The organism is Salinimicrobium marinum, assembly GCF_014651535.1.
Classification (GTDB): domain Bacteria; phylum Bacteroidota; class Bacteroidia; order Flavobacteriales; family Flavobacteriaceae; genus Salinimicrobium; species Salinimicrobium marinum.
Genome location: NZ_BMXB01000001.1, coordinates 1 through 18171, shown reverse-complemented (window position 1 = coordinate 18171; position 18171 = coordinate 1). Strand labels below are relative to the sequence as shown.

General features: G+C 38.8%; 18 protein-coding genes and 1 tRNA gene. 10 read left to right on the top strand and 9 right to left on the bottom strand.

Annotated elements, in window-relative coordinates:
* Positions 1 to 65: 65 nt before the first annotated feature.
* From serS to IE056_RS00070, 6 genes are all read right to left on the bottom strand, one after another.
* Positions 66 to 1337, bottom strand: coding sequence for a serine--tRNA ligase (serS, locus tag IE056_RS00095; protein ID WP_189602588.1), 1272 nt, complete (start codon positions 1335 to 1337; stop codon positions 66 to 68).
* 75 nt (positions 1338 to 1412) lie between these two features.
* Positions 1413 to 2729, bottom strand: a complete 1317-nt coding sequence (locus IE056_RS00090) for an HTTM domain-containing protein (RefSeq protein ID WP_189602587.1) — start codon at positions 2727 to 2729, stop codon at positions 1413 to 1415.
* Positions 2719 to 3657, bottom strand: a complete 939-nt coding sequence (locus IE056_RS00085; RefSeq protein ID WP_189602586.1) for a bifunctional riboflavin kinase/FAD synthetase — start codon at positions 3655 to 3657, stop codon at positions 2719 to 2721. The genes IE056_RS00090 and IE056_RS00085 overlap by 11 nt, the downstream gene beginning before the upstream one ends.
* A gap of 9 nt (positions 3658 to 3666) precedes the next feature.
* Complete coding sequence (gene pth / locus IE056_RS00080) at positions 3667 to 4296, bottom strand: aminoacyl-tRNA hydrolase (protein WP_189602585.1); 630 nt, start codon at positions 4294 to 4296, stop codon at positions 3667 to 3669.
* Positions 4297 to 4374: 78 nt separating this feature from the next.
* Entirely contained in the window at positions 4375 to 5013 is a 639-nt protein-coding gene (locus IE056_RS00075; protein WP_189602584.1) for a 50S ribosomal protein L25/general stress protein Ctc, read from the bottom strand.
* A 29-nt stretch (positions 5014 to 5042) separates the two neighbouring features.
* Positions 5043 to 5984 carry a ribose-phosphate pyrophosphokinase gene (locus IE056_RS00070; RefSeq protein WP_189602583.1) on the bottom strand — a complete coding sequence of 314 codons (942 nt, stop codon included), beginning with the start codon at positions 5982 to 5984 and terminating at the stop codon, positions 5043 to 5045.
* A gap of 140 nt (positions 5985 to 6124) precedes the next feature.
* On the opposite strand from IE056_RS00070, the gene IE056_RS00065 reads away from it, so the two are divergent.
* The 5 genes from IE056_RS00065 to IE056_RS00045 all read left to right on the top strand — a co-directional run bounded on the left by IE056_RS00065 (position 6125) and on the right by IE056_RS00045 (position 10355).
* Positions 6125 to 6206, top strand: a tRNA-Leu gene (locus IE056_RS00065).
* Positions 6207 to 6446: 240 nt separating this feature from the next.
* Positions 6447 to 7682 (top strand): site-specific integrase, encoded by a 1236-nt coding sequence (locus IE056_RS00060; protein WP_189602582.1) that lies wholly within the window; start codon positions 6447 to 6449, stop codon positions 7680 to 7682.
* Positions 7683 to 7969: 287 nt separating this feature from the next.
* Positions 7970 to 8257, top strand: a complete 288-nt coding sequence (locus IE056_RS00055; protein WP_189602581.1) for a helix-turn-helix domain-containing protein — start codon at positions 7970 to 7972, stop codon at positions 8255 to 8257.
* A gap of 3 nt (positions 8258 to 8260) precedes the next feature.
* Positions 8261 to 9523 carry a type II toxin-antitoxin system HipA family toxin gene (locus tag IE056_RS00050; RefSeq protein ID WP_189602580.1) on the top strand — a complete coding sequence of 421 codons (1263 nt, stop codon included), beginning with the start codon at positions 8261 to 8263 and terminating at the stop codon, positions 9521 to 9523.
* 112 nt (positions 9524 to 9635) lie between these two features.
* Positions 9636 to 10355, top strand: coding sequence for a hypothetical protein (locus IE056_RS00045; protein ID WP_189602579.1), 720 nt, complete (start codon positions 9636 to 9638; stop codon positions 10353 to 10355).
* A gap of 47 nt (positions 10356 to 10402) precedes the next feature.
* Here IE056_RS00045 and IE056_RS00040 read toward each other — a convergent pair whose 3' ends face one another.
* On the bottom strand, positions 10403 to 11065 hold the full coding sequence (locus IE056_RS00040) for a response regulator (protein ID WP_189602578.1): 663 nt from the start codon (positions 11063 to 11065) through the stop codon (positions 10403 to 10405).
* Positions 11066 to 11074: 9 nt separating this feature from the next.
* Entirely contained in the window at positions 11075 to 13069 is a 1995-nt protein-coding gene (locus IE056_RS00035; protein ID WP_189602577.1) for a tetratricopeptide repeat-containing sensor histidine kinase, read from the bottom strand.
* A gap of 247 nt (positions 13070 to 13316) precedes the next feature.
* Here IE056_RS00035 and IE056_RS00030 point away from each other — a divergent pair, with 247 nt between their 5' ends.
* The 5 genes from IE056_RS00030 to IE056_RS00010 all read left to right on the top strand — a co-directional run bounded on the left by IE056_RS00030 (position 13317) and on the right by IE056_RS00010 (position 17648).
* On the top strand, positions 13317 to 13895 hold the full coding sequence (locus IE056_RS00030; RefSeq protein ID WP_189602576.1) for a hypothetical protein: 579 nt from the start codon (positions 13317 to 13319) through the stop codon (positions 13893 to 13895).
* Between the two features lie 237 nt (positions 13896 to 14132).
* The gene (locus tag IE056_RS00025) at positions 14133 to 15071 is read left to right on the top strand and encodes a hypothetical protein (protein ID WP_189602575.1); all 939 of its coding nucleotides are present in this window, start codon (positions 14133 to 14135) and stop codon (positions 15069 to 15071) included.
* Positions 15072 to 15277: 206 nt separating this feature from the next.
* The gene (locus IE056_RS00020) at positions 15278 to 16684 is read left to right on the top strand and encodes a serine hydrolase domain-containing protein (RefSeq protein WP_189602574.1); all 1407 of its coding nucleotides are present in this window, start codon (positions 15278 to 15280) and stop codon (positions 16682 to 16684) included.
* 175 nt (positions 16685 to 16859) lie between these two features.
* A complete protein-coding gene (locus tag IE056_RS00015; protein WP_189602573.1) occupies positions 16860 to 17075 on the top strand; it encodes a hypothetical protein in 216 nt (71 codons plus the stop codon).
* Positions 17076 to 17228: 153 nt separating this feature from the next.
* Positions 17229 to 17648 (top strand): hypothetical protein, encoded by a 420-nt coding sequence (locus tag IE056_RS00010; protein ID WP_189602572.1) that lies wholly within the window; start codon positions 17229 to 17231, stop codon positions 17646 to 17648.
* Positions 17649 to 17712: 64 nt separating this feature from the next.
* Here IE056_RS00010 and IE056_RS00005 read toward each other — a convergent pair whose 3' ends face one another.
* Positions 17713 to 18060, bottom strand: a complete 348-nt coding sequence (locus tag IE056_RS00005; protein WP_189602571.1) for a hypothetical protein — start codon at positions 18058 to 18060, stop codon at positions 17713 to 17715.
* Positions 18061 to 18171 lie beyond the last annotated feature (111 nt).

Sequence of the window (18171 nt, the reverse complement as noted above, 5' to 3'; positions counted from 1 at the left end):
CGAAAAAAAAAGACCCCACAGGTTTTGAAAACCTGCGAGGTCTTATATTAATAATGAAATTTCTTTTAATCAATCATATCAAATCCTGTGTAAGGTACCAGCACTTCCGGAATTTTAATTCCTGCAGGCGTCTGGTAGTTTTCCAGGATCCCGGCGAGTACTCGTGGCAACGCAAGTGCACTTCCGTTTAAAGTGTGCGCCAGTTGTTTATTTCCGTCGGCAGATTTATATCTTAGTTTGAGTCGGTTGGCCTGGAAAGTTTCGAAGTTGGAAACAGAACTTATTTCCAGCCAGCGATCCTGGGCAGTCGAGAATACTTCAAAATCGTAGGTAAGTGCAGACGTGAATCCCAGGTCACCTCCACACAAACGTAAAATACGGTAAGGCAATTTAAGGTCACGAAGAATGTCTTTCACCTGCTCTACCATTCCGTCTAAAGCGGCATAAGAATTTTCAGGTTTTTCGATACGTACCAGCTCTACTTTGTCAAATTGATGCAAACGGTTCAACCCCCTAACGTGCGCTCCGTAAGACCCGGCTTCCCTTCTGAAACACGGCGTGTACCCTGTACAGGCTACCGGAAGAACATCTTCAGAAAGCATCTCGTCCCGGAACATATTCGTCACCGGAACTTCAGCTGTGGGAATAAGGTACAAATTATCTTCTGTCACGTGGTACATCTGGCCTTCCTTATCGGGCAACTGACCTGTGCCATATCCTGAAGCTTCATTAACCAACAGCGGCATTTGATATTCGGTATATCCCGCTGCCGTATTTTTATCTAAAAAGTAAGAGATCAAAGCACGTTGAAGTCTTGCTCCTTTTCCTTTGTAAACCGGAAATCCGGCGCCGGTGATCTTGTTTCCGAGTTCAAAGTCTATGATATCGTATTTTTTCGCCAATTCCCAGTGCGGCAAAGAACCTTCGGCCAATACCGGAATTTCTCCTTCTTTAAAAACCTCCACATTATCATCCTCTGTAACGCCGGCAGGAACCAGGTCGTTCGGGATGTTTGGAATGTTGTATAAGTGCTTCGTTAAAGCTTCAGAAGTTTCGTTCAGCTTTTCAGAAAGGGTTTTGGATTTATCTTTTAGTCCGGCAGTTTTTTCCTTCAGAAGGTTTGCTTTTTGGTGCTCCCCATTCTTGAACATCAAACCGATCTCTTTGGAAATCCTGTTAGATTCAGCTAAAGTATCATCGAGTTCTGCCTGGGTGGAACGTCGTGTTTCATCCAGTTCCAGCACTTCAGAAAAGATCCCGGCTGCATCAAAATTTCTCTTTTTAAGCGCTTCTATGTACGCTTCTTTGTTCGCTCTAATGTTGGCTACCTGTAACATACTTCTTTTTGAGTTTTTGTTTGCTGAAACGGTTTTTCAGCTAAAAGAGCAAAAGTAACAAAAGCCCTGTAAAGATTAGTCCAGGGAAGAAGGTAAAATCCAGTCGTTATGGGAAAAATGTTTCCATTCTTCGGCAGCAAGATCCACCTTGGGATCAATTAATCGCTGATAAGGTCTTCCATTCACGCTCACCCTGCTGTTTACGTACACCTCCACTTCTTTCCCCTGTTCGGCATATTCCTTTTCCAGGCGTTGTGCGAACTGCCAGATGATATCGGGTTTGGTGCCGATGGACCCCATCTGCTTCTTGCTTAAATATTTACTATTATCAACGGTGATGGTATCTCCCGTGGCTTTATCGACTACTTTAAAGGTTGTCCTGCCAGATTTTGACCTCAGCATCATGCGCCAGCTCAACCTGTGCCCCTCTTCAGTCCACAATACATTGTCCTGAAAAAACCAGTGGCGAAGGGGCAGTGAGACCTGCACCACAAACCACACTGCCAGGAAAGCAACCAGAGGCTTTTTGTAATTGGGAACCTCAATTTCGTTTTTATCATAAAATGGCTTTTTCCAGAGGAAATATTTGTTGATCCTTTTTGTAGGAAAGAAGAACAACAAAAAAGCCAGGGATAGATATGGAAAAATACCTATATGAAAGATAAAGCTGTTGAACAGGTGAAAGAAAACGGCAGCCGCGAAGGCAAAGATCCTCGTTCGTTTCCATAGCATGAGTGGCACGATCAACAGGTCAAAAAGGAATCCGAAATAGGCAATTGTATAATGCACCCATTCCTGCTGAAGAAAATCACCTACCAGCCAGTAATCTTTTCTTGCGCTCATCAGAATGCGGGGCAGAGTCCCGTCCCACCAGTCGGGGTATAATTTAGCGATGGCCGCATAAGTGTAGACAATCCACAGCTGTAGCACCAGCAACAACCAGCACCACTGCGGCATGGAATGCTTTTCAAGATCAGGACTTCTCTTCACATCGACCGATGCAAACCGGTGCGCCGGAAGCAAAATCATAAGAAAACACAACAGCATCAACAGGTAATAATGGTTGTTGTAAGACGATTTTTGCATAAGGTACACCCCAGCCCACATAATGGTATACATGAACATGCTGAACCTGTACTTGAATCCTACCATTACCAAAAGACCGAAGCAGCCCATGACAGCATAGTACCACAGCATTCCATTGCCGGGAAGCGGCTGCAGGAAATCGAATCCGATAAAATTGAAGGTGTATTCCGGTTCCATCAGCGTACGCCTGATCCAACCGGTAAAAATGGCTCCGAAAGCTTCAATGGCAATAAGAGCCCCGAACAGGATCCGGAAAACTATCAAAGCCGAATTATCAATCCGGGTAAAAAGCCATTTATTCAGCATAATTATCTTTGATATACTGCTTCGAGAAAGCTTCATCCTGCTTCATGGCGATCTTTAAACCATCCACAGAATCAAATTTCTTCTCATCCCTTATCCTTGTCAACATTTCAATGCTTAAATAGGCACCGTAAAGATCCTTATCAAGATTGAAAAAATGCGTTTCTATCGTCTTTTCCGTACCCCCAACAGTAGGATTGGTGCCAATGCTCATCATTCCAAAATATACGTCATCCTCAATCATTGACCTTACCACATATACCCCGTTGGCGGGAATCAGTTTATACTCCTCCTCTACCTGAAGGTTTGCCGTTGGCACCTCAAATTCTTTCCCCAGGCCGCGGCCTTTAACTACTTTTCCTTCCAGCGCAAAAGGATAGCTAAGATAGCGGTTGGCTTTTTCAACTTTTCCTTCCATGAGGGCTTTTCTTATCTTGGTAGAACTCACCGCTACTTCTTCCACATCCTGCTTGGAAATCTCCTCCACTTCAAAATCATACTGCTCCCCAAACTTGCGGAGATCATTAATATCGGCCGTACGATTGCGTCCAAACCGGTGATCATACCCAATAATCACTTTTTTTGCTTTTAAACGGTTCACCAGGATATCACGAACAAATTCCTGGGCGCTCAACCTGGAAAACTGAATGGTGAACGGATGAATGATCAAGTGATCAACACCCGATTTTTCCAGGATCTCCTTTCGTTCCCTAATGGTGTTGATCAATTTAATATCTGTGTCTTTTTGAAGCACCATTCTTGGATGAGGAAAAAAGGTTAGGATGGCAGATTCAAGATTACCTGCTTTAGCCGAATTTACCAGCCTTTCAATAATTTTTTGATGGCCAATATGCACCCCGTCAAAAGTTCCTATAGTAACCACCGTGTGATGCTCACTCTGAAAAGCATGTGCTCCTTTATGTTGTTTCAAGTCTGAAAATTATTTTCCGTTAAAGGTATTCATTGTATTATTAACTCCGGCGGCACCAAAGGACTTTATCAGTTCTACTGAAGTCTTCAGGCGTTCGGGCATTTTGGCTTCTTCCTCTTCATCCCATTCCCCCAGCACATAATCAATTTGCCTGCCTTTGGAGAATTCATCACTAATTCCGAAGCGAAACCGGTTATAGGTAGTTGTGTTCAGTTGTGTCTGGATGTCTTTTAATCCGTTATGACCACCATCACTGCCTTTTGTTTTTAACCTAAGGGTTCCGAAGGGAAGGTTAAGATCATCGGTTACCACCAGAAGGTTTTCCAGCGGCACTTTTTCCTTCTGAAGCCAGTAATTAACGGCCTTACCACTATTGTTCATAAAAGTAGAAGGTTTTAGGAGGATAAAGGTTCTTCCTTTGAACTTATAGGTTGCCACATCTCCCAGTTTCTGAGTTTCGAAGGTGAGGGATTCCTGTTCTGCAAGATAATCTACTATCCTGAAACCTATATTATGCCGGGTATTATGATATTTAGGGCCCATGTTTCCCAGCCCAACTATTAAGAATTTCTTCATAGGGTCTATTTCTTCCTGTTCCTGTGGTTTCTTGCCTATTAGTCTTCCGAAGAAAGGAATCATTTATTTTCAATTTTTGGTAAAAATAAAAAAAGCATCCCGAAAACGGAATGCTTTTAATATTGAATAAAGAGTTATACCCTATTCTTTTTCGCCACCTTCGGCTACTTCAGTTGCAGGAACCTCATCTGCTGCTGTTTCTTCCTCATCTTCTTCATCATCAAGAGCAACCACATTACGTGATGTTCTCACCTGACAAACCACGGTGTTATCCGGATGCATGATTTTGAAATCATCACTCTTAAGAGCAGTAACATATAGTTTGTTACCAATTTTAAGTGAAGTTACATTTGCCTCAATAAAGTCAGGAAGGTTTCCTGGCAATCCTTTTACCCTCATTCTACGAAGGTTAAACCTTAGGACACCACCATTTTTAACACCACGTGGCACTCCTACAGTATGAACAGGAATCTCCATAGAGATTTCTTTGTCTTCATAAATCTGGTAGAAATCGATATGCAAAATAGCATCGGTTACAGGGTGGAATTGAATATCCTGAAGAACAGCGTCTAACTTTTCTCCTCCTTCCAGTTCAATAACTACAGTGTGCACATCGGGTGTGTAAACTAAGTCTTTGAACGCAATCTCATCTGCTGCAAAGTGTAATGGCTGATCTCCCCCGTATAATACGCAAGGAACCTTTCCAGCATTACGTAAGGCTTTTGTTGCTTTCTTGCCTACGCTTTCTCTTTTAGATCCATTGATCGTTAATGATTTCATTGTATGAAATTATAGTTAATAAAAATTGATTACATAATAAATTGTGAGCTAATAGAGCGGTTTTGATGAACCCTGTTCATCACTTCCGCAAACAGATCGGCGCAACTCACGACACGAATCTTTCTGCTTTCCTTTTTAAGCGGAATGGAATCGGTTACGATCAATTCCAGCAATTTGGAATTTTCCACTTTATCATAAGCCTCTCCTGAAAGTACCGGGTGGGTACAAATAGCACGAACGCTTTTTGCTCCTCTTTCGATCATCAGGTCGGCAGCTTTGGTTAAGGTTCCGGCGGTATCCACCAGGTCATCCACCAAAACAACATTCTTATTGGTCACATCGCCAATAAGCTCCATATGGGAGATCACATTGGCCTTGGCTCTTTGTTTGTAACAAATCACCACATCACTTTCCAAAGCTTTCGAATAGGCATAAGCTCTTTTCGATCCACCCATATCAGGTGAGGCAATAGTTAGATCATCCAGTCCCAATCCTTTTAAATAAGGCATGAAAACAGTGGATGCATATAAATGATCAACCGGTTTTTCAAAAAACCCCTGGATCTGGTCTGCGTGAAGATCCATGGTAATAATTCGGGTAGCCCCTGCTGTCTCCAGCATTTTTGCGATCAATTTTGCCGCAATCGGCACCCTTGGCTTATCTTTTCTATCCTGTCTTGCCCAGCCATAATAAGGTATAACTGCAGTAATGTGTCTTGCAGAAGCCCTTTTTGCAGCATCCAGCATCAACAACATCTCCATTAAATTATCTGAAGAAGGATGAGTAGAACCAATAATAAAAACCCTTGAACCACGGATTGACTCCTCATAAGAAGGCTGAAATTCCCCGTCACTATACGTTGAGGTGATCACATTGCCCAATGGCGCTCCATATGATTCGGCTATTTTTTTAGCCAGTTCGGTGCTTTGATTGCAAGCAAATAATTTTGCTTCGGTCATCACATTAGGCATAAGAAACTAAGTATTTGAGAGTTAGTGATCTTCAGGTTTTAAATCGCTGCAAATTTAGAATTTTTTTTGGTGAGTTAAAGATAATTGTGAGTAAATTTTGGTGGAGTAATGAAAATATTTTTTAATTTTGCCGTCCACTTGCTCGAGTGGCGGAACTGGTAGACGCGCTGGATTCAAAATCCAGTAACTTCGGTTGTGCGGGTTCGATTCCCGCCTCGAGTACTTTTAAGACTTCAAATTGAATTAAACCCCCGTAAAACTCACTGTTTACGGGGGTTTTCATTTTTTACCATATCAAAGAAAACCAATTAAAATCAAATAAAAGGTGTCTAATTCGGTGGCACTTTAGGTGTCGCTAAAAGTGCGCCCGAATTAAATGCAACACACTGTTAAATAGTATTTTACATGTTTTTAAATGAAAAAAAATGAAGTAAATTTATTTCGAATTTAAAGACAATTAGGATGCAAGATTTACTATCGGTACTTTTTTATGTGAGGAAGAGTAAGCATGAAGATGCTACTCATGCCACGGTATACCTGCGAATTACTTATGATGGAAAAAGAGCAGAGGTGAGCACAATGCGGAAAGTGCCCTTAGCTAAATGGAGCGCAAAAGCCAATAAAGTAAACGGTTCTTCCATAGAAGCAAAACAGGTCAACCGAAATTTAGACGTGATCAAGAACAGGGTTTATGAGATTTATCAAAAGCTTCTGGAAGGGAGTGAGCATATAACTGCTACATTAATCAAGGATATTTATCTTGGGAACACAGATGATAATAAATTTATCCTGGAGATGTTCGAGGAACATAATAACAGGATGTCGAAACTTGTAGGTAAAGATTATTCCTTTCGTACCCTTCAAAGATATAGAACCACACAAAAACATTTGCTTGCCTTCATTGGCTCCTCTTATAGAAGAAAGGATTATCCGGTAAAAAATATTGATACGCAATTCATCAATGCCTTTATCTACTACCTCAAGACTGAGTTGAACCATACCCACAATTCCGCCTTGAAGTACCTCTCCTATCTTAAGAAAATAGTTAGAATAGCCTTTGCCAATGGCTGGATGGAAAAAGACCCCTTTTATAATTTTAAGCTCAAAACTGAATCAATTGATCGGGAATTCCTGACAAAAGAAGAAATCATTAAAATTATGGAAAAGGAGTTTTCTACTCCCAGAATAGAAAATGTCCGGGATGTATTCCTTTTTTCGTGCAACACGGGATTGGCCTATTCAGATGTTGAGAAATTGACTGCGGATAATATAGTCAAAGGCATAGATGGTAGCCTATGGATTAAAATTAAAAGGACCAAGACAAAATCCCTGAGCAGCATTCCATTGCTTCCGATTGCACAGAAACTAATAGAGAAGTATAAAGATGTGGAAAATCCAAAAGGAACTTTACTTCCTGTTTATTCCAATCAACGTATGAACAGCTATTTAAAAGAAATAGCTGAACGTTGCGAAATTAAAAAGAACCTTACGTTTCATATGGCCAGGCATACTTTCGCCACTACAGTAACCCTGACTAATGGTGTACCTATAGAATCTGTAAGTAAGATGCTAGGCCATCGATCTTTAAAAACCACACAACATTATGCGAAGATTCTTGATGAAAAATTAAGTGAAGATATGAATTCTCTAAAGGAAAGAATTTCTGCAGCTGAAAAAGCGAGCAATGGAAATAAATAGGATTGGAAGAGAATAGCCTCGAGACCTTTAACTAGAAAGCAACCTAATCTTTCTTTTCATTAGCCGTAAAGAGATAACAACAAGAAAAATAGTGTGTTTTTGGAGCGGATTTATTTCCTACGCATAGGATATTTCCAAAAACAGTTTCCCGCCTATAACGTTAACGGTGGCCTGAATTTTAACTCCGGACTTTTCCCACTGCCTGGATTTGAATTAGGAAAAAGACTTTGGAGGAATGTCGTTTATTTACAACAAATTAAATATATTTGACATAAATAAGCGACAAGATGAATTCTAAAAAGGCACTGCTTCTTCCGAAATACCAAAAAAAATTCGATGGCATAGGCGAAAATATCAAGCTTGCAAGAAAGCGTAGAAAACTTACTGCTGAGCAGGTCGCCGAGCGTGCCGGAATTCACCGGGCTACGTTGCACCGTGTTGAAAAAGGGGATCCGGCTGTTGCTATTGGCATTTACTTCAACGTGCTGAAGGTACTAAATCTTGAAAAAGATTTTTACAGCATTGCCGGTAATGATGAACTTGGCCGTAAACTTCAGGATCTTGATCTACTTTAAGCTATGGCAGGAGGAAAATTTGACATTTACGTTTATGCAGATTGGCAGGGATTAGGTGGTCCTGTGGAGATCGGTATACTTTCGGCACATTTCGCTAAAGCGAAAAAAGCTTTCAGCTTTGAATACAACAAAGAGTGGATGGCCCGTAATTCTTATCGTCTGCTCGATCCGGACATTACGTTTTACTCCGGTCCACAGTATCCTGCTGAAAAGGAAAATTTCGGCATCTTTTTAGACAGTATGCCTGATACCTGGGGAAAGACCTTAATGAAGCGTAGGGAGGCTCAGGACGCTAGAGCTCGCAATGAAAAGGCGAAAACACTTTACGAGATTGACTATTTGTTAGGTGTTTATGACGAAAGCCGTATGGGAGCACTACGATTCAAAATTGATCCCAATGGGCCTTTTCTGGATAACGATGATAAAAATCCTACGCCTCCCTGGTCGTCAATCGGTGATTTACAGGAAGCGGTTACACACCTTGAAAATGATACACAAAATGATGTCATACGCCAATGGATAGCCGTTCTTATTGCACCCGGTTCTTCTCTTGGCGGTGCCAGGCCCAAAGCCAATATATTGGGCAAAGACAATGACCTATGGATCGCTAAATTTCCTTCAAAAACCGATACGGTCGACAAAGCGGCTTGGGAATTTCTTACTTATAAATTAGCAACTGCCAGTGGCATTGACATGGCAGAATCCAGTATTGAGCGAATTTCAGGCCCATATCATACTTTCCTGACTAAACGTTTTGATCGTGAAAATGGCAACCGAATCCATTTTGCATCTGCAATGACGATGACAGGGAACACTGAAGAATTTCTTAAAAAGAATACTCCCAGTTATCTTGATTTAGTCGATGTTATAGAAAATTATGGGACAAACGTAGATGAAAACCTGCAACAGTTATGGCGCAGGATCGTATTTAATATTACGGTCTCAAATACAGACGATCACTTGCGCAATCACGGCTTTATATTAAATGAAAAAGGCTGGGAACTTTCACCGGCTTACGATTTGAATCCATCGACAGAAAAGGATGGACTGGCACTAAACATAGATATGGATGATAATGCACTCAGTTTTGAACTTGCAAAAAGTGTTGGGGAATTTTTCCGGTTGAGCGAAACTGAAATGGATACCATCATTAATGAAGTCCTAACTGTGGTGAGGGATTGGAAATCTGTTGCAAAGCAAATAGGCATTACAAACAAGGAACAGCTATTAATGGAATCGGCCTTTAAGACAGAATGGGAAAGCTGACATTATAACCCCAATGCTTAAACTTATTTAGAATGGCAATAGCTTTGAAACAAACCTATACTTTCTTTTCGTTATCTTTAATTAGTTAACGGTAAGAAAGATAGGGATGTTTTTGGAGCGTATAGCGGTTTTTACTCTTCAGGTGAGGGCAAAGGTTCTCACCTTATTTCACTATCTCCTGCGGGAAACAGATTCGCAACTGGGCCAGATCTTCTTCACCTGCTGCCTTATCTTTCTGACGTGGCTCCTGCTTTATACCTGGATCACTGCTTATGCCCTGTGGTTTAAAATCAGTTTTACTATTGTTTATCTGGTATCTAGCTTACTTTGCGTTACAGCTATTTATTTCATTGTTAAACGTAAAAGGATCAGGACAAGCTCCAAAACTCTTCAAGTTTATACTTTAAATGATGATTCGCTGGGAACAATGCAGCAGTTCAACCTCAAGGCCATTGCGCTAACCAATGTTCAGGCGGATGCTGTTTTCAAAGCTTTCTCAGTGAAATACCTGGATGGAACTTTTCAAAGCTTTCAATCATTAATTCATTTAAAACCAGTTTCATTAAGGAAACGCCTGGTATGGAAAGATCTTTCCCCAAAAAGAGCCAAACAGGTAAACCGTCAAACTTTACTGGAGTTTTTAAGCCAACTGATGATCGGGTTCGAAAACCTGGAGAACAACCAGATAAAAGAACTGGTAGATCATTATTTCATCCTCAAAAATCCAGTAGGCAGCACCCAAACCTTATCCACTAAAAACATCTCTGACTGGCGTACCAACAAAGCCGCTTACCTAAAGGAGATCTCGAAGATTTTTCAACAGCATTTATAAGCACGTTTTATTTAAATTCTGTATTAAATGATTTTTATTCTTTTTTTCTAAAGAAATCCCAACTCCTTCGCCTTGTCCAGGATCTCACGGTCACCACCGTGCGTAATTCCAAATGCTTCTTTGATTTTTCGTTTTCTTTTTTCTATCGCCCCCAGGGACAAATGGACGTAGTCAACGAGATGTCGGGTTTTTGTTCCCTGTGATAGGTGGTACAGAATTTTTCGATCGAAATCATCAAGAACAGGATGTTGATTTCGCTGCTGCTCAAGCAATTCGTGAATGGTTTCACTATAATAATTTCCTCCCTTCATCACCACCTTAACTGCATTTACTAATTCTTTGGGAGTGACATCACTCTTAATAAGAAAACCATTGGGATTAACATTCTTCAGAATGTTGGACAGACGTATATGTTCACTGAACATCGTGAGGATAATAATTTTTGTCCTGGGGAAATGCTCCCTTATGAATAATCCCAGGTCCTCGCCCGACAAAATTTTTCCGTCTGAACAGGGTGGGATTTTGATGTCCAGGAAAACAAGGTTAAAAGGAGCAGCTGCTGAAGTTTCAAGTTTATTAATGGCAGAATTACAATTATTGGCGGTATTTATTTCTGCATTGATCTGCTTATTTTGTAACAAAGCATTTTTATATCCTTCCAGGATCATTGGATGATCATCTACCATAAGAACCGACAGTAAACTTTTCATGAAAATTGTTTAAACAGGAACCTGAATTTTAATTTTGGTTCCCCGATTAATTTGGGATTCAATTTTGATTTTTCCTTTCATAGCTTTTGTTCGTGAAGCCATATTTTTAAGGCCTATACCTTCATTTTTTATTTGCGTCTTGAAGCCCTTTCCATTGTCCTGAATGGTATAGGAGAGAACACCTTGTTTAAGCACGAACGAAACCTTAATTAGAGATGCTTCTGAATGTGTTTGGGAATTCTTCAGAGCCTCCTGCAGTATCCGCAAGAAATGTAATTTAATACTGCCGGGAATCTTTTCCCATTGAATTTCTTCCTCAACTTCTATTTTATATGTCAGGGAAGTCTCGTTTAGCGAAAGCACTTCCTCCAGAATAGACAAATATCCTGTACCTGAAGTGAATAAAGGTGAATTCAGTTCATGGGAAAGCTGCCTAATTTCTTGCCCCAGTACCTTGAGATCCTCGAGGTATTTTTCTCGCTGAATTATAGATTTTTTATCATTATTCGAATTGAGGCTTTCGAGGCTGATTCGCAGTCCAAAAAATTTAGATAGGATGCCGTCATGTAGTTCTTCTGAAAGCCTTATCCTCTCCCTTTGCCGAGTTGCTTCCTTGATGTTCTGCTGATCAAGTAATAGCTGAAAGATCTTTTCATTAGCCTCCTGTTGCTCCTGTTTCAAAGAAAGTTCCCGGTTTTTTGTCCCTTGATTTTTGATCACAAAACCGGAGAGCCCCAGGAGAGCAATTCCCAGAGAAAGTCCCACAAGCACGTTGCGCTGCCCGTAAAGTTTTTCATTTTCAGCAATGAACTCATCTGTGTCAAACCTTATTTTGGTAAATTTATTTCTGATATTCCGTTCCTGCTGCTGTAAACTATCACTAAGTCTTATATAACTGGAAAGATGTTCTCCACTGTTCTTTTGATCATAAGTGGATAATAATTTTAAAGAAGCCAACACGTCCCGGTTGTTGGAAGTCTGCCGCGCCAGTATATTTGCTTCTTTGGTCAGTTCAATGGCTTTTAAGGTGTCGCCCTTCAGCGCATAGTATTGGCTTAGATGAATTTGGTTTATCACCACACCGTCTTCATGGCCAATGCTGTCTCGTATGTGGAGGGCGCGGTTAAAGTCTTTTACAATTTCAACCGTATCCAATAGCAAAAGCTTTGAATATGTCTTATTGTCCAGCAGCATAGCGTAAAGTTGGGGGTTGTCCGAAAAAAGGTTCTCTCTTGAAAGTGCAGTATTAAATTTATTCATTGCCTCTTGATGATCACCCATGCTTTGTAACAAGACTCCCTGGTTATTTAAAGTAGTTAGTTTAAAGTCCCTTTGATCTTCTAGCTTTTCAAGATAACCCAGGGCAAGGTCATAATGTTTTAGTGATTTGTCAAATTCTTTTAATCCATTATAAACAATACCAAGATTATTATGCGCACTATATAATCTTCGGTTTTCTCCTGAATCTTTAAGAAGTTGAATGACTTTGGTTGTGGATATTTCACTTCCTGTATAATCTTTAATATTTTTTTGGGTAATGGCCATGTTGAGCATTAATCTGGCGGCCGTGGTGGGACGGTTTAAACGCATGTAAATATCGTACGCCCTTGAATACTGGGCATATGCACTGTCGGGCACATTCTGGTGATAATAAAAATGGCCTGCATCCCAATAGGAATCTGCTATTTTAGAAGTGTCGTTTAACCTAATCGAGAGGCTTCGGCTTTTGCTGTTCCAGTTTTTGAAGGATTCGGAATCATCGGTTCTTGAGTAAAAATAGGAGAGGTCCCATAGCAGCTTATTGCGCAAGGTATCCGTCTGTACAAGGTCCAGAATTTTCTCCAGGGAATCTACTTTGGAAATCTCCGGAATTTCTTCTGAGTTTAAAATCGAATCGATCTGTTCCTCAAATGGTTTCTCATCTGTCAAAGTAGTTTGCTCAGAACATGCAGATAGAAAGAGAAAGGAAAGAAATAAGACAAAAATTGCTTGGCGCAAATCCATATTTTAAAAGAGGTAAAAGTACCTAATATAAATTAAAAGCTGGATCTATTAAGGAGCTAAAAAGTAAGGTTTTACCTTACTTTTTTTAAAAATTAATAACTTAGTTTAGCACCTGAAATTGCTCAAAATGTGGTAGATCTGTTCTGCAGGTACAGATAGAATAGATTTTCTACTTTTTCACCCTCACCCACTTGTAAACAGTAGCGACCGGGATAGAACATGAAATAAACAATAGGTTGGAATTAAAATGGAATTAAAGAAATTTTCTTTCCTGGTAATTGCAGGAATCCTGCTCAGTAGCTGTTGCGAAGAGGCAATAGTAGCCTCATTTAAATTGAACGAAGCTGAAAAAAACCTGATCCCGTTTACCGAGTTCTCCCGGCTGAGATATGAAGATCAGGACGGGCTTCAGGTAGTGGGCTTAACACAGCCCAGGGAATCCAAACTTTCTGTCGAATCTCATGGTCCTGAAAGTTGTGATGCCACAGAATATGAAAAGGTGAGTAACTTCATTGGCTTCGAAGATAAAGATTTCGTCTTTCAGTTAACCCTGGAAAAATGGTCGGACCTCCTCTTGTTTGAATTGTACAAAGGGATTCTGGACACGCCCTCCCGGGAATTTTTCAGTCTTACCTGTGAAGGATTCTCTGGTTTCAGGAAAGAATTGTTTGTTGATGTCTCCGTGGGAGAATTCGATTTTCAAAATGTCCTGATCTTTAATGACTGCACCGGCATTTCAGAAGTCAACCGCATTATTTATTCAAAAGAAAAAGGAATAGAATTTATCGAATATGATAACGGGAACTATTTAAAGTTGGAAAGTTAATTTTAATGTGCATAATGATGACCTTGTAATTATGAAAAAAAATGAAAATATCATCCCCGTCCTCTTCCTTTTACTCTTCTCCTCAAATTCAGTTGGCCAAAATTTCGACCTGAATAAAGGGGAAAGTTTAAAAACTAGTAAAATAATTAGAGGCACTAAAGAAATATAAAATATAAAAAACTAGTGCGTTTATAAGTACGTTGGCAAACATTAAAATCAGTTAAATGAAAAAAAATATTGTTTTATATTCTTACTGCTATAACTATTAGCTGTAGTAAGGATGAACTGTTTCCGTACACCAATGAAGAACTAGCTAATGATGAATTTTACCCGTATTTGGAATTATTTTCGGAAGAAGCGAAGAAAAGAGGATACGACTTTGATAATTATACAATAGACTTTTATCTGGCGGACATTGAAGGGGCAGCAGGACTTGGTGGAAGGAAAATAATTATTGATAGGGAGCATTGGAATAACGGAGATCCTGAATTTAAAGAATTCCTTGTTTTTCACGAATTAGGTCACGCAGCTTTAGGCCGCAACCATAAAAATGCTAAAACAGCTTCAGGGGAATGTTTAAGCATTATGGGGGCAAATAAAAATGGTTTTGAATGCTATAGAAATCAATATTCTTCCTTGTGGAGAGAATATTATTTAGATGAATTGTTTGAAAGCAATACACCTATACCAAATTGGTATCTGGATATTCAGGATTACGCCATAGAAGATCTTGATAAGAATTCTATTTTTTCAAAGAGAAATGTGTCATTTCATATAGATTCAATTGATTTAGATACAATTTCAAATTTAGTTCTTGAGGTTAAATTTAACACAACACATAGTGGCACTGATACTGTTGAAGATTTTATCTCATCAATTGAATTCAATGGATATAACTTTCAAGCTTTTCAATATGGAGATAATAAGAACATCGAAATTTCTCGTAGTAGAGGAAATAGGACTGAGCGAATGTACGAAAATGGACAATACAGCTTTAATGAAAATATAAAATTCACGATCCAAAAAAATAAAAACTTATTTAGCTTTTTTGTTGATGAGCAATTTCTCCACGCAATGGAAATTAATGCTTTTGAAGATACTGATATAATAACTTACATCGGTTCTGAAACAAATAGTGAAATTGTAATGGACCTTGAAATATTTCAATACAATTAAAAAACGTTTGCCAACAGTATATAAAAACAATGCTAAAAACGGTCTCAGATCGAAACTCCGTGCTCGCTTGCAACGCCTGATTGTACTACGGACAATCAGGTTCCCCAGCTCGCCCAGTTTTTATACGAGACGTTGTAGCCAATTATTAAACACGTGGATTATAGGTCTGATTACGTAGTTTACACTATCACATTTAAAAAAGAAAAATGAAAACAGTACTGACTACTTTAGTTGCTTTCGTATTGCTTGTTTCGAGCAAACAATTATATGCACAAGAATTTGAGATAATAAACAACGAAAAAACATTAAGATTGGATTCCCTCTATAGTGAACTTTTCAAATATGGAGAATTCAACGGGAATGTTCTAATTGCGGAAAACGGCAAGATTATTTATCGAAAGAATTATGGAATTGCTAATATGGTGAATAAAAAAGCACTGGACGAAAATTCTCTCTTTTACTTAGCTTCTGTTTCTAAACCATTTACAGCAACTGCTATTTTGTTATTAGCAAAAGAAGAAAAACTTTCATTAAGTGACGATATGACAAAGTACATTCCGGAGCTAAGTTTTTATAGGGGTATTACAATAGAGAACCTCGTACATCACACATCAGGTTTACCGGATTATATGAGCCTTATGGATAAGAAGTGGGATAAATCTAAATTTGCCTCTATTAATGATATAATAAATTTTCTAAATCAGGAAAACCCCGAAGTTTTATTTTTACCCAATGAAAAATGGGAGTACAGCAATACTGGCTATTTATTGCTTGCCTCTATAGTGGAACGGGTATCAAATAAGACATACAATGAGTTTTTAAAAGAGAATATTTTTATTCCTTTAGATATGAACGATACAGGTGTATTATTTGTTCATAAGGACAACTTAAATTTTGCAGATTTAGCCATTGGATATGAAAAAGATTCATCGGGAAATTTTACAAAGGACATCAAATTAAAATATTTAGATGGAAATTACGGTCCCGGAGGAATTTATTCAACAATTAATGATTTGTATAAATTCGACAGAGGTTTAAAGAACAACCGAATTGTTAATCAAAATGATAAAGAAAAAATGTTTACTTCTTCAAAATTAAATTCAGGAGAGAAAACAGGTTATGGATTTGGGTGGTTTGTAGAAAACAAGGACCCCTCTGGGAAAATTGTTCGCCATAGTGGAAACTGGCCAGGATATAAAATTAATTTCTCTAGACATTTGGATTCTGACAAGACCATAATTCTACTTCAAAATAATGCTAATGCCACAGGTAAAATGAAATCCCCTACTGCAGAAACACGTAACATTTTATATGGTTTGCCGGTTAAAAAAGATGTAAGGTTGCCGACTGATTTATTACAAGAAATCTCAGGAGTTTATATTACCAAAGAAGGCAAAGAGGATTCTATTATCTTGCGAGACAATTCTCTTTGGATAGAAATGTATCAGATGCAGTTCGAGTTGATACCTATTTCTCAATCAAAATTTAAGGTTGAAGGTTTCCGCCCAGATGTCATATACGAATTCACAAAGGATAAAGATGGCAATATTGCAAAATACAGGGTACAACAGCTCGGAACAGGTGTCGATAGAACGGCCAAGCGGAAAAAATAACTGGCTACAACACATATCCTAAAAACAATGCTAATTTAGTCTCGGTTCGAAAGCCTGTGCGTACTTGCAACGCCTGATTGTCCTGCGGACAATCAAGCTCGCCAGCTCGCATTGTTTTTATACGGGACGTTGTAACACATCGGGACCAGAATTCCGGGCAAAAAGCTCAAAATAGATGAAAGAGAAACTGACCGAATATTTTACAGAATATCCATTTTATGTTGGAAGCCTATTTCTGATTTTGGGTATTTCTTACCTGATATATAAGATCGCAAAAAGAGAATCATTCAAAATGATGGATTATAGTGCAGCAGGTTGGAAAGGACTGATTAACTCCTGGGCGTTTGCTATTCTGCTTGTAATAATCGGAATAGCATTAATTTTTCAATAATAGACGTGTTACAACAATATAAACAATGCTAAAACCTGTCTCTAATCGAAAGTTTGTGCTCGCTTGCCACGCTTGAGTGTCGTGCGGACAATCAAGTTTGCCAGCAAGCACTGTTTTTATACCGGGCGTTGTGCATAATACCAAAAACCCCCAATGAAAAAATTATTACTTATCGCAATTCTGACTCTCACATATTCTTGTAGAGCGCAAAATAAACCTGGTTCTGACTCGGTTTCAGAATTACCAAATGTAATTTTTCAGCGATGGAAATTGGATTATGGAATGGCTAACGGACAAAAGATAAGCGGATTACCACAATCGCCGAATAATGATTTAGTTTTGAAACAAAATGGCGAATATCTAAACTATAATGAGGACGGAACTTTTTTTACTGGAAAATGGGAATATAATAGTGATGAAAAAATTATTTATACGAAAAGTGATGATGGAAGATTGAACGGAATTATAGCAGATATTAAAGCGAAGAGTATAACTTTAGTTCCAGCTGGGAAAGCTGTAGAGGGAACGCCTTTTGAAAACTTCCGCTTTTATTATATACCAAAAGGAGAATAAAAAGTACTATTGACCCCATGATAATTAAAGGAGATCCCTTTGAAAGAAATTAAAAAACAAGTAATTACAGAATTCCTTCCACATATACCTTTTGCTTTTTATCAAAATGATATTGAATCCCAAACTCTAATCCTATTCGATAATGGTGGGTTTTTTTTGCTTCCCAATTAGGTTCATCATTTAAATCTTTTCTCAATAGAGGATAAGCATCAGCATTAGTAAGATCAAACTCATATCGCAAGTTTGCGGTGACTGAAAAGTTGTTAGAAAGAAATTTTTTTATACCAGCACCACCTATTAACCCAACCACATCTTTTTCAAATATCCACTCAGATGCTGATTTAGATACTAACTCTCCATCATTATTATAGGAACTTCTTTCATTTGGAATATAAATAGTATACCCCGACATTTCTACTGTAGTACTACCCTTTTACTAGACCACCAATTCTTTACTTAAGGTGTTTTAAAAGGCATCAAGCAGCATTATGATATAGCTGTGATGGTCTGTTCCGTTGAATGC

Bases quoted from the DNA above. Each gene is read 5' to 3' on its own strand.
- serS (WP_189602588.1), bottom strand. From the start codon at position 1,337: ATGTTACAGGTAGCCAACATTAGAGCGAACAAAGAAGCGTACATAGAA.
- IE056_RS00090 (WP_189602587.1), bottom strand. From the start codon at position 2,729: ATGCTGAATAAATGGCTTTTTACCCGGATTGATAATTCGGCTTTGATA.
- pth (WP_189602585.1), bottom strand. From the start codon at position 4,296: ATGATTCCTTTCTTCGGAAGACTAATAGGCAAGAAACCACAGGAACAG.
- IE056_RS00075 (WP_189602584.1), bottom strand. From the start codon at position 5,013: ATGAAATCATTAACGATCAATGGATCTAAAAGAGAAAGCGTAGGCAAG.
- IE056_RS00070 (WP_189602583.1), bottom strand. From the start codon at position 5,984: ATGCCTAATGTGATGACCGAAGCAAAATTATTTGCTTGCAATCAAAGC.
- IE056_RS00060 (WP_189602582.1), top strand. From the start codon at position 6,447: ATGCAAGATTTACTATCGGTACTTTTTTATGTGAGGAAGAGTAAGCAT.
- IE056_RS00055 (WP_189602581.1), top strand. From the start codon at position 7,970: ATGAATTCTAAAAAGGCACTGCTTCTTCCGAAATACCAAAAAAAATTC.
- IE056_RS00050 (WP_189602580.1), top strand. From the start codon at position 8,261: ATGGCAGGAGGAAAATTTGACATTTACGTTTATGCAGATTGGCAGGGA.
- IE056_RS00040 (WP_189602578.1), bottom strand. From the start codon at position 11,065: ATGAAAAGTTTACTGTCGGTTCTTATGGTAGATGATCATCCAATGATC.
- IE056_RS00035 (WP_189602577.1), bottom strand. From the start codon at position 13,069: ATGGATTTGCGCCAAGCAATTTTTGTCTTATTTCTTTCCTTTCTCTTT.
- IE056_RS00030 (WP_189602576.1), top strand. From the start codon at position 13,317: ATGGAATTAAAGAAATTTTCTTTCCTGGTAATTGCAGGAATCCTGCTC.
- IE056_RS00020 (WP_189602574.1), top strand. From the start codon at position 15,278: ATGAAAACAGTACTGACTACTTTAGTTGCTTTCGTATTGCTTGTTTCG.
- IE056_RS00015 (WP_189602573.1), top strand. From the start codon at position 16,860: ATGAAAGAGAAACTGACCGAATATTTTACAGAATATCCATTTTATGTT.
- IE056_RS00010 (WP_189602572.1), top strand. From the start codon at position 17,229: ATGAAAAAATTATTACTTATCGCAATTCTGACTCTCACATATTCTTGT.
- IE056_RS00005 (WP_189602571.1), bottom strand. From the start codon at position 18,060: ATGTCGGGGTATACTATTTATATTCCAAATGAAAGAAGTTCCTATAAT.